The sequence below is a fragment of the Chroococcidiopsis thermalis PCC 7203 genome (genome assembly GCF_000317125.1).
Taxonomy (GTDB): domain Bacteria; phylum Cyanobacteriota; class Cyanobacteriia; order Cyanobacteriales; family Chroococcidiopsidaceae; genus Chroococcidiopsis; species Chroococcidiopsis thermalis.
In genome coordinates this window covers 548301-560204 of record NC_019695.1, presented here as the reverse complement: position 1 = coordinate 560204, position 11904 = coordinate 548301, and the positions used below count along the sequence as shown (strand labels likewise).

6 protein-coding genes are annotated in these 11904 nt (G+C 44.2%); 4 read left to right on the top strand and 2 right to left on the bottom strand.

Annotated elements, in window-relative coordinates:
• Nucleotides 1–156: 156 nt before the first annotated feature.
• From CHRO_RS02440 to CHRO_RS02430, 3 genes are all read left to right on the top strand, one after another.
• Nucleotides 157–1035, top strand: a complete 879-nt coding sequence (locus CHRO_RS02440) for an alpha/beta fold hydrolase (RefSeq protein WP_015152588.1) — start codon at nucleotides 157–159, stop codon at nucleotides 1033–1035.
• A 104-nt stretch (nucleotides 1036–1139) separates the two neighbouring features.
• A complete protein-coding gene (polA, locus tag CHRO_RS02435; protein WP_015152587.1) occupies nucleotides 1140–4139 on the top strand; it encodes a DNA polymerase I in 3000 nt (999 codons plus the stop codon).
• Between the two features lie 92 nt (nucleotides 4140–4231).
• Nucleotides 4232–4441, top strand: a complete 210-nt coding sequence (locus CHRO_RS02430) for a hypothetical protein (RefSeq protein WP_015152586.1) — start codon at nucleotides 4232–4234, stop codon at nucleotides 4439–4441.
• An 82-nt stretch (nucleotides 4442–4523) separates the two neighbouring features.
• Here the strand turns inward: CHRO_RS02430 and CHRO_RS02425 are convergent, their stop codons facing one another.
• Both CHRO_RS02425 and CHRO_RS02420 read right to left on the bottom strand, forming a co-directional pair.
• Nucleotides 4524–6653: a CHASE2 domain-containing protein gene (locus tag CHRO_RS02425; protein ID WP_015152585.1), complete on the bottom strand. Its 2130-nt coding sequence runs from the start codon at nucleotides 6651–6653 to the stop codon at nucleotides 4524–4526.
• A 241-nt stretch (nucleotides 6654–6894) separates the two neighbouring features.
• A complete protein-coding gene (locus CHRO_RS02420; RefSeq protein WP_015152584.1) occupies nucleotides 6895–7797 on the bottom strand; it encodes a DUF928 domain-containing protein in 903 nt (300 codons plus the stop codon).
• Nucleotides 7798–8187: 390 nt separating this feature from the next.
• On the opposite strand from CHRO_RS02420, the gene CHRO_RS02415 reads away from it, so the two are divergent.
• Nucleotides 8188–11904, top strand: coding sequence for a two-partner secretion domain-containing protein (locus CHRO_RS02415; protein ID WP_015152583.1), 3717 nt, complete (start codon nucleotides 8188–8190; stop codon nucleotides 11902–11904).

Genomic DNA, 11904 nt, shown 5'->3' with positions numbered 1-11904 from the left:
AAGGGGGACAAGGGGGAACTCGCTCTTCCCCACTCCCTTCGGTCGTGGGGATTAGGGGGCGAAGGGGGACAAGGAAGCAGGTGAGCAGGTGGGCAATTACTGATTACCAATCACCACTTTTCACTGATAACTGACAACTGATAACTGATAATTGAAATGTTTCCCTCTTTTCTCCCATCTCAAGTGCAGTTGTTGCAACAGCCTGAGTCAATTGCTTTAGCGCAAAAGATCGAACGTCACGCGATCGCAACTCCTATATATTCTCAGGCGATCGTGACGAGTTTTGTCCGTCAAGGTGAGGGGAATATACCGATCCTATTGCTACATGGTTTTGATAGTTCGGTATTGGAGTTTCGCCGTCTCATTCCACTTTTAGCAGCACAGCATGAAACTTGGGCAGTCGATCTGTTAGGCTTTGGTTTTAGCGATCGCCCACGGGGAATCCACTACAATCCAGAAACAATTAAAACTCATCTTTATTACTTTTGGAAAATACTGATTGACAAACCAGTTATTTTAGTAGGTGCTTCGATGGGTGGGGCGACGGCGATCGACTTTACCCTCACTTATCCCCAAGCTGTAAAACATTTGGTATTAATTAATAGTGTCGGTTTTAGTGGCGATTTTCCCTTGGGTCAGTTTTTGTTTTTTCCGCTCGATTATTTAGCTGTAGAATTTTGGCGACAGCGAAAAATACAAGCATTGAATTTGGGTACTAGTTTGGGAAATTTAACTCCATTTGAAATAGACGCGATCCGTTGTGCTTTATTACATACAGAAATGCCTAGATGGTCGGAAGCGATGGTAAGTTTTACGAAAAGCGGCGGTTATGGAGAAATAGTCAACAAAATTGCCAAAGTCGATAAGCCAACTACAATTTTGTGGGGAGATAGAGACGAGACTTTAGGTGTGGCTGATGCGATGAAATTTAAACAGGCGATCGCGCATTCTCAATTAATTTGGTTAAAAAATTGCGGTCACGTTCCTCAAATAGAACAACCGGAAATTATTGCTAATTATATTGGATGTGTTTGAACCACAATATTATCGTCAGGGCGGGTTTTTCAAAAATCTCTATATTTAGGATAAATCGTCTCGATAAACCCGCCCCTACAATCTAACATCGCTAGAATAGGCTTATGACTCAAGCTGCATCCGATCCTACTCCTGCTAACAGTACCGCACCACAGCGCCCCACGTTTATTTTAGTAGACGGGCATTCTTTAGCTTTCCGTTCTTATTTCGCCTTTGCCAAGGGACGAGATGGCGGACTGCGGACGAAAACGGGGATTCCAACGAGTGTTTGTTTTGGTTTCTTGAAGTCATTGCTGGAGGTGATGGCTACTCAAAAGCCAGAAGCAATGGCGATCGCCTTCGATCTGGGTTTACCGACATTTCGCCACGAAGCCGACGACACCTACAAAGCAGATCGTCCCGGGACACCGGAAGATTTCGTCCCCGATTTGAAGAATTTGCACGAATTACTTGCAGGACTTGCTGTTGAGGTCTTGACCGCACCCGGGTTTGAAGCGGATGATATTTTGGGGACTCTAGCGTTACGAGCGAGTGAAGCCGGATATCAGGTAAAGATTTTGACAGGCGATCGCGATTTATTTCAACTTGTCGATCCCGAAAAAGCAATTAGCGTCTTATATCTCAGTACGGCTTTTATTCAGCGCAACAACACTGGTACGGCTGAATTTAGTGTAGAACAAGTACGAGAGAAAATGGGTGTTTCACCATCACAAGTTGTTGATTTTAAAGCTTTGTGTGGCGACCCATCTGATAATATTCCAGGTGTGAGGGGAATCGGGGAAAAAACTGCGATACAACTCCTCAGTACTTATGACAATTTAGATAATGTATATGCTTCGATTGACCAAATTAAAGGTGCTACTAAAAAGAAGTTAGAAGAAGGTAAAGAAGCAGCTTATCACTCTCGCCACTTGGCACAAATTGTTTTAAATGTTCCGCTAGAAGTTGAATTAGAAAACTGTAAACTTAGAGGATTCGATCGCACCATCCTCGAACCAATTTTAGAAAAGTTAGAATTTAGAACTTTCTTAGGAAAAGTCAATCAGTTACAGCAGCAATTTGGCGGCGAGTTTGAAGACAAGGGAGACAAAGAGGACAAGGGAGACAAAGAGGACAAGGGAGACAAGGAGGACGATTACCAATTACCAATTACCAATTACCAATCGGATGACGATTTATGGTTTTTCAGTGCAGAAGATACGGAGGTGGCGCAGCAACAATCGCAGTCGCCAATTCAACCCCAAATTATCGATACTGCGGCTAAATTGACGGAATTAGTTAAGAGGTTGCAAAAATATACTGATGCAACTCATCCTGTGGCTTGGGATACGGAAACGACAGATTTAGAACCACGGGATGCAGAATTAGTTGGAATTGGCTGCTGTTGGGGAAATGCCTTAGATGACATGGCGTATATTCCAGTCGGTCATCAAGATGGTAATAATTTAGATAAGGCAACAGTTTTAGAACAACTACGTCCGATTTTAGAGAGCGATCGCTATCCAAAAGCGTTACAAAATGCTAAGTTCGATCGCTTAGTTCTACGCTGTCAAGGAATTAAACTAGCTGGAGTTGTTTTCGATCCGTTATTAGCAAGTTATGTCTTGAATCCAGATTCAGATGTGACTCGCAATTTAGGCGTACTTGCCGATCGCTATTTAAAATTAGATACTGTTAGTTATTCAGAATTAGTTCCCAAAGGTCAGACTATTGCCGATATTGATATTTCTAGTGTCGCCGATTACTGCGGCATGGATGTTTATGTCACGTATCAATTAGTGGCGAAATTACGAGCAGAACTCGATAAAATTCCGATTATGCACAAGCTGTTACTGGAGGTAGAACAACCTCTAGAACCAGTTTTAGCAGAAATGGAATATACGGGAATTAGAATTGATAGCAATTATCTGCATGAATTTTCTAAACAACTCGAAGCAGATTTAGCCCGATTAGAAGAAAAAGTCTATGCTGTAGCTGGTGAAAAGTTTAATTTAGGTTCGCCTAAAAAACTCAGCGAACTCTTATTCGACAAGTTGAAATTAGACCGAAGAAAGTCACGTAAAATTCAAACTGGTTATTCGACAGATGCGGCGACACTAGAAAAATTACAAGGCGATCATCCAGTTGTAGACGCAATTTTAGAATATCGCACTTTGGCAAAGTTAAAATCTACTTATGTCGATGCTTTACCAGCTTTGGTGCGTCCAGATACTCACCGAGTGCATACAGATTTCAATCAAACTGCAACATCTACAGGGCGATTGTCTTCTTCTAATCCCAACTTACAAAATATCCCGATTCGGACGGCGTTTAGTCGGCAAATTCGTAAAGCTTTTCTACCTGAATCAGGTTGGTTAATGGTAGCAGCCGATTATTCTCAAATTGAATTGAGAATTTTAGCGCATTTGACACAGGAACCTGTTTTAGTTTCGGCTTACCAGAATAACGAAGATATCCACACAGTCACGGCAAAACTTTTGTTTGAACAAGAGACTGTCACTTCAGAACAGCGCCGTTTGGGTAAGATTATTAATTTCGGTGTGATTTACGGCATGGGGGCGCAAAGATTTGCGCGAGAAACGGGTATGAAAGCCGCAGATGGTAAAATCTTTATTGAGAAATTTAACCAAACATATCCGAAAGTATTTGCCTACTTACAAGGGATTCAAAAAGATGCGATCGCCAAAGGATATGTAGAAACCATTTTAGGACGCAGGCGCTATTTTAATTTTACCAGCGATCGCTTACGAAAACTCTTAAATGCAAAACCCGAAGATATCGATCTTGATAGTATCAAAGGACTATCAGCTTACGATGCCGGATTGCTACGGGCGGCGGCTAATGCCCCAATTCAAGGATCGAGTGCAGACATTATCAAAATTGCTATGGTAAGACTGCATGAATTATTACACAACTATCAGGCACGTTTACTATTACAAGTCCACGACGAATTAGTATTTGAAATTCCTCCTCATGAATGGGAAGAACTGCAACCGCAAATTAAAACGACAATGGAAACAGCCTTAGAACGTACAGACGTTGATTTTAGCGTTCCCTTATTCGTTGATGTCCGCGCCGGACAAAATTGGATGGAAACGAAATAAATCGCACTGTGTATATTTAGCTATAATTATTGACAAATAACGTTGGTTCATCCTAGACTCAAACATACTTAATTGAATAAACCGGAGGAGTTATGAATCTTTCGGAAAAGAATGAATTTTTAAATCGATTAGACAAGTTCGACTATTTGAGCGAACTAGAAGAGACAGAACTAAACGCGATCGTCGGTGGTGCGGTGGGTGCTACGTCAGAGGTAACATATGTATCGCCTGCTTATGCAGATGAATTGGTGCAGCTAGCAGCAGCGTTGGACGTAGATGTTGAAACGCTACTATTGCAGTAAAACTGTTGTCGATACATCGCGTCTGATGGAACACATGCCGCGCGATGCCAATATTTTGACTTTTAACTTTTAGCGTTTGACTTTAATATATATAAACGCTTTCCAATGCTCTTAGGACTGCGGTTGCTGATTGAAATCGATTGCTGGGATAATAACGCACCATTTTATTTAAAATAGCTGCTAGCGTATCGTTGATTGCAGGGACGTGGTGTCGCCAAATTACCTCATGGGTCGTGGGATCTTCGTCTAATTCTGTTGGGGGAATTCCGGTTACAGCTTGAATGCCAATTGTACCGAGGGCGTAAATGTCACTGCTAAATACAGGTTTACCAAAAAACTGTTCTGGCGCAGCATATCCCATTGTACCGATCGCCACGGTGTATTTTTCCTGCGCCATCGTGATTTGAGTTTGCAATTGTTTGACGGAACCGAAATCAACTAAAACTAAACTATTATCCGATTGTCTTCTAATAATATTGCTGGGTTTAATATCTCGATGAATGACGCTGCGCTGATGAATAAAGTCGAGGACGAGTAGAACATCTTTTAAAAGTGCTACAACTTCAGTTTCAGATAAGCGTTTACCTGGAACCAATTCTTCACTCAAGGGGTGTCCTTGGATGAATTCTTCTACTAAATAGAATTGTCGATCTTGCTCGAAGTAAGCTAGCAATTGAGGAATGCGATCGAAGCTTCCCAATATTTCTAAAGCTTCTGCTTCAGACTGAAACAAGCGCCGCGCCAGTTGCATATATCTCTCATCGCTGGATGGAATCAGCTGCTTGACAACGCAATAAGGTTTACCCGGACGTTGAGTATCTTCGGCGAGAAAAGTATGACCGAACCCACCCGCACCGATATTGCGCACGATTTGGTATCGTTCCTTTAATATGGTTCGAGTTGATTGAGTGCCTGCGGCTGTGGTGGGTGATGAAAAGGATTGTTCCGCAGAATTGTTTGTTTTTGCGCTAATTTGACGCGCTTTAAAGTAGGCTTGATAAGCCACGATCGCCCCACTTGTTCCCACTAAACCAAGTGCTGGAGGGACGAGGGGAATCCAGCCTTTTTGGAGAAATAAGACAAAACAAATACTACCCAATCCTAGTAAAGCACTTGCCCCAATGACTCCCAGCAGCCAGGAGGGACGCACGTACCAGGCGATCGCCCCACCTAATAGAGACCACGCCCAAATCCAGAGAATTTCTGTGGTTTCCGACCAATACCAAAATAGCGATCGCCCATCTAATGTCGTACTCAGCAGTTGGCTTAAAATCTGCGCGTGGACGAGTACGCCTGCCATTTTTCCTTTCGTTTCCGGCTGCTGGCTGAGGTCGTAGGGTGTATAAAAATAATCTTTGATCTCCGTCGCTGTCACGCCGACTAGAACGATTTTATCTTCCACCCAGCTAGGGTTAATGGAATCAGAGAGAACGTCACTGAGCGATACCTGGCGAGCGACGGCAGTGGGGGAGCGATAATTAATTAAGACTTGATATCCTCTCGCATCAACATTTTGATAACCGCTGCTATTACTGGCGATCGCGGGAAAAGTTGCCGTGCCGATCTTTAAATTCTTGTCTGGAGTTAGTTGCGCTCGCACACCTTGTTGGCTGAGGTATTTTAGCGCTAGTTGCAAGCTAAAGGAGGTCGTAGCAGGACACTTAGAGGTTTTTTCTGGGGTCATGAACAGCAAACCCCGGCGGACTACCCCATCTCGATCTAAAACTAAATCGCTAAATCCCAAACGAGTTTTAGGAACTACTGTCGGTGGTGCGACTCCCAAACCTTTATCGTCTCCTACTTTACACACCGCGACAATGTTATCGTTTACCTGCAAGCGCGCGGTGAGTTCTGCGTTACCTGGTTCTACGGGTAAATCGCGATAAATATCCAAGCCGATGATGCGAGGGCGATACTGTTTGAGTTTTTGTAAAAGCTGGTCTATGGTGCGATCGGATGCGGGCCAGCGATCCAGTGCTTGAATATCGTCTTGCGTGACTGCAACCACCAGCAAGCGCGGATCGGAACCTTCGTCAGGGTGCAGTTGAACGAAGCGATCGAAATAGTTTAGCTCCAGTCCTTCGAGTCGTCCTAAGTGACGCACGCCAATAACCAAGCCACAGACGGCTGCGCTAGCAACTAATATGGGCGGTATCGCCTCTGTAATTTTACGTAGACGACTTGATTGAGAAGCTTTGAATAATAAGCGCATATTTATATTGATTTATCATATCTGGCGTTATGACTGTCGTTGGTCATTAGAGAGTGGCTGGTGGTTGGTGGCTAGTAGCTAGATTCTTGTTCCGGTCTAGCCACCAGTCACTAGTCACTAGTCACTGACAACTGACCATTAGCAAGAATTCCCTAAGCACGTCCATAATTATCGTAATCATGGGGCGCTGTAGGGACAAGGGGCATACTTGCTTTGTTCGAGCGAGTGAGTTGAACGAATCTTAGTTCAGCAATACAATTGGAGCCTGAGCAACTGCACCCAATCCTACAGATTTGAGTAAATCCGACCATTCTCGGGATACGGTTGAATTATTGGGTGTCGATTGACGGCTTGCCACCATTGCCGCTACAGTATCGTACCAAATGCCATTTGCAGCATATAAAGAGACGCGATCGCTCGGTTTAGCTTTTTGAATTTCGCTTTGCAGAATCGGATCGGCTTCAACTCGTTGAATCCAGCCGTCTACAACTACGTCTGCCGAACGGTCTTTTGGATCGCAGATCATGGAGAAATACCATTGATAGTTTTTCCCCGTCTCTAGAGATGGCGCACCTGGCATTTTAGCCATGTTGACGCTGACAATCCCTGAAGTTTTCGGCGAAGCAACAATAGATTTGTGCAGGATCTTTTGTTTATCGTTGAGTAAGACTAATTCTAGCTGTTCGGCTTTATTTGCAGGTACGTAGAACGATAAGGTCGGTTGGGCGGCGATCGTCGTTCCCGTATTAGTATTTGGAACTAAAGCTGTGAGTGCTTGTTTGCCACTGAAACAGCCTCGCGTTGCACCACCGACACGGTTTCCTGGCGCGCCCCACTCCGGGGGTACGAAGGAAATTGTCGCTTCGCCGCGCTGCGAAAGATAGCTACTGATGTTGTTAATTGCTTTAGTAGCGTAGGGGTTTCCTTGCCGGAGGTTGAGAGCCTTGCGAAAATTGACTAGAGCTGTTTCATAGTCTCTTTGAGCAGTGGCAAGATAGCCTTGTCGCATGAAGTTGTCATAATCGGACTGGGCGTTTTGGACTGCTTTAGCGGGTGCAGCCTGCGTCGTTGCAGGGACTACAGGGGCAAAACAACCAATTGCCAAGATCGGGATTACGTACTTCAGCCACGGTTTAATCTTCATTGCAGTTCTCCGTAGACAGATATTTTTTATACCGATTAGCTTTCCTGGATAGAAATTCAACTAAGCCAGAGGGTAGCAAACGACGCGATCGCACTTCAATTAGGAGGAAGTTGATTTAAGTATTCTTATAATACGGCTTTCCCCCAATGGAAAGTTCGGTTCGTTCATTTATTTTAAATACTACAAAATCATGTGGAATTTTTCCTGAAGATGGTGTATGTCTCTAGGAAATGTGATGAATAGCACATTTTTGTGCTGGTGGTGTGAGGAAATGGCGCGATCGCAATTTCTCCAGATTTCAGGGCTTTATTTTATTACGGTGGCTATTTTATAGTTATTGGTGGTTTGGCATCTGTCATCGGTATTAACCTAAATATTTATATAGCAGAGATGTATTTACAAATATCTTCAGTTTCTGGGCGCTGGTGCGTGCGGCTAGGTTTGGCTTGTGCAATTGTAGGGAGTGCGATTGCATTTGGGAGTCCTGCGCTGGCTCAAGTTCCGCCACCAGATTCTCAAATCGTACCCGATAGTACTCTGGGTGTAGAGAATTCTACAGTCAACTCTAGTCCGAATGGGCTAGATACGATCTCTGGTGGAGCTAGGCGGGAAGGTAATTTATTTCACAGTTTTGAGCGGTTTTCCATTCCTGACGGACGAGCAGCTTTATTTAATAATGGAGCAGATATTCAAAATATTCTCACCAGAGTTACGGGTGGCTCAGTTTCTGATATTGACGGAATTTTAGCAGCAAGAGGTACGGCTAATTTATTTCTGCTCAATCCTAATGGAATTATTTTCGGTGAAAATGCCAGCCTTAGAGTCGGTGGTTCATTTATCGCCACGACAGCTAGCAGTATCAATTTTGCCGATGGGACGCAATTTAGCGCTACCCCTGGTACGGGTGCGCCGTTACTCACCGTCAGCGTTCCCCTGGGTTTGCAGTTTGGTACAAGTCCAAGAGGGATTATTAATCGTTCTCTAGCTGTCGATAACAACAACTTTCCTGTAGGGTTGCAGGTAGATCCGGGAAAAACTTTAGGTTTAATTGGTGGTAACATTAACTTGGAAGGCAGTCGATTAACTGCTAGAGGGGGACGAGTAGAATTAGGCGCAGTCGCCGCCCCAGGAGTTGTAGGAATTAATCCAGATAGTAGTGGTTTTCGCTTCAGTTTTCCTACAGATCTGGCTCTTGGAGACATATTACTGACAGCAGATACAACTGTGTCACCGACAAGACCAACTTTTGTGAATGTGAGATCTGGTGGTGGTGGTAGTATTGCTGTCAATGCTCGCAACCTGAGCCTATTTGGCGGTAGCGAGCTACTTGCTGGCATTAGCGGAAATCAGGGTTCGGCTAGCGCGGTAGCAGGAGATATAGTCATTAATGCCCAAGGTAGTGTAACTATTGATGGCTTAGGTCAATTTCCAGAAAGGTTTTTTAGCACTGGCATCTATAACACTGTAGAAGAAGGAGGTACAGGTAAAGGCGGCAATATCGACATTACAACTAGCTCATTGTTTCTGAGAGATCGGGCAGTGATTGGCGCTAATACTGATACTGAAAGTCAAGGCGATGCAGGCAATATTCAGATTACTGCCACCAATCCGAATGATTCAATTTTATTAGAGGGTGGGTCATTTATTCAAACTGATTCCTTTAGCCAAAGCAATGCCGGAAACGTTACCATTACTGCTGATGGTCGGGTATCTTTTATTGGATTTGGAAACACCGGTGTTTCCAGTGGAGTGTTTAGCCGGATGGCGACAGAGGGAGGTATTGGTAAAAGTGGAAGTATTACCATCAAAGCGCGATCGCTTTCTGTAACTGAGGGAGCGCAAATCAATACTGGGACTTCTGGACAAGGAGATGCAGGCAATGTCACTATCAATGCTGACGAGGACGTTTCCTTGAATGACAACGGTAGAATTTTCAGCCAAGTGGAAGCGACAGGTGCAGGGAAAGGTGGCGATATAACTATTCAAGCGCGATCGCTTTCTTTGACAGAGGGGGCGCAAATAAACACCAGCACTTCTGGACAGGGGAACGCAGGCAGTATAGAGATTACTGCTAACGATCTAACTAATTCTATTGCTATTGGTGGTGGCTCCTTTGTAGAAACTAGCTCTTTTGGTACGGGCAATGCAGGTAATGTAGCTATCACTGCTGACGGTAATGTTTCTCTTGATACAAAAAGCTACATAAGCAGCAGTTTGAACAAAATACCAGCTGACTCAACAGGACAAACACTTCAAGTGCCGAGTAATCGCAGAGGTGGTGATATTAACATCAAAGCGCGATCGTTAGATGTGACCAACGGCAGTGTATTGAGCGCAACTACCTTTAGTCAAGGAAATGCAGGTAATATCAATCTTGATGTTAGCGATACTGTTACCCTTGATCGTGCAAATAGCTCTGATACTGGTATTTACAACAACACGCAAAATACGCAAGGTGGTACGAGTAAAGGTGGTAATATTAGTATCAAAGCTGGTTCTTTGTTACTCAAGAATGAAGCTGTTGTTACTGCTAGCACTATCGGTCAAGGGGATGCAGGAAATATTCAAATTGATACGACTGGTTCAGTGATTCTCAGTGGCGGATCGAGACTCTTCACCTTGTCTTCAGGTACAGGAAATGCGGGAAATATAACGATTACATCAGGAGATCGCGTCGAATTTGAAGGAGTGGCAGACAACCTTCCTGGTGGAGCTTTCAGCTTTTTGTTTCAGAACTCGGAGTTTACAGGCACGCGTAGAGCAGGTGACATAAAAATTCAAGCGCGATCGCTGTCTTTGAGTAATGGTGCTCAAATAAGTACCGACACTTTTGGAGAAGGAAATGCAGGTAACATCGATATTGCTGTGGACGATACTGTTACCTTTGCTGGAGTAAATCAAGACAATACAAGTGGTGTCTTCAGTCGAGTACGTGCATCTGGTATTGGTAATGGAGGTGATATTAATCTCAGTGCTGGTACACTTTTTGTCAACGATGGCGCTCAAGTCAATGCTATTTCGCTTGGCACAGGAAATGCAGGTAATGTCACAATCAAAGCCACTAATGGAATTACCATTAGTGGCTTCAATCAGGGATTTCCTAGCGCTGTTGGCAGCAGTGTAGAAAATGAAGGCACAGGCAATGGTGGTGATATTAACATAGCTATTAGGGATGGTTCTTTGTCTCTCACTAATGGCGGTATAATTAGCGCTAGTATCCTTTCAGGGCAAGGAGATGCAGGCAATATTGACATAAAAGCTCGCAACATATACCTAGACGATCGAGAGAATAGCAATAGAGGTGGTATTTTTGCTGGAACAATATCAGGGAATGGTGGAGATATTCGATTACAAGCTAGCAGGAGTGTGAGGTTGCGTAGTGGCAGCCGGATCTTCACTTCAGCAGGTGGAACTGGACAGCCTGGAAGTGGCGGCAATATTACAATCGATTCTCCCTTAGTCATTGCCAATGCAAACGGTAACAACGATATTACTGCAAATGCTTTTAATGGCAATGGTGGCAGAATTGAGGTTAACGCTCAAAGCATTTTTGGACTAAACCGAATTGATGGTGAAACAGTTCAATCTCGGTTAGGCACTGATACACCCACAGCAGATGATTTTCTCAACTTCTTAGACAACTCATCTAGTAATGATGTAGCAGCAATCTCTCTCAGCGATCCTTCTTTAAGTGGTACTGTCAGCTTTAATACTGCCGATATCGACCCCAGCCGCGATATTGTAGAATTACCAACAGGACTAGTCGATGCCTCCTCTTTAGTCGCAGCCGGGTGTCCCTCTGGAGCCGAAAACCGCTTCACTGTCGCCGGACGCGGCGGCTTACCCCCTGCACCAGCGGATAAACTCAGTTCTGATGCCCTCCTCACCGATTGGGCAAATCTGCAAACACCAGAAACTCAAAACCGTGCCGCAGTAGAAACAACTCTCCCAGTAGCAACTAATACTACACTTACTCCCCCTGTAGAAACCATCACTGAAGCCACATCCTGGCAATACGATCGCAACGGCGCAATAATTCTCACTAGCGGCGATACCACATCACCAAGTCATTTAAAGGAAACACTAACTTCCTGCCCTAGTTCCTAA

Coding starts and splice junctions, on each gene's coding strand:
- CHRO_RS02420 (WP_015152584.1), bottom strand. CDS start 7,797: ATGAAGATTAAACCGTGGCTGAAGTACGTAATCCCGATCTTGGCAATT.
- CHRO_RS02415 (WP_015152583.1), top strand. CDS start 8,188: ATGTATTTACAAATATCTTCAGTTTCTGGGCGCTGGTGCGTGCGGCTA.
- CHRO_RS02440 (WP_015152588.1), top strand. CDS start 157: ATGTTTCCCTCTTTTCTCCCATCTCAAGTGCAGTTGTTGCAACAGCCT.
- polA (WP_015152587.1), top strand. CDS start 1,140: ATGACTCAAGCTGCATCCGATCCTACTCCTGCTAACAGTACCGCACCA.
- CHRO_RS02430 (WP_015152586.1), top strand. CDS start 4,232: ATGAATCTTTCGGAAAAGAATGAATTTTTAAATCGATTAGACAAGTTC.
- CHRO_RS02425 (WP_015152585.1), bottom strand. CDS start 6,653: ATGCGCTTATTATTCAAAGCTTCTCAATCAAGTCGTCTACGTAAAATT.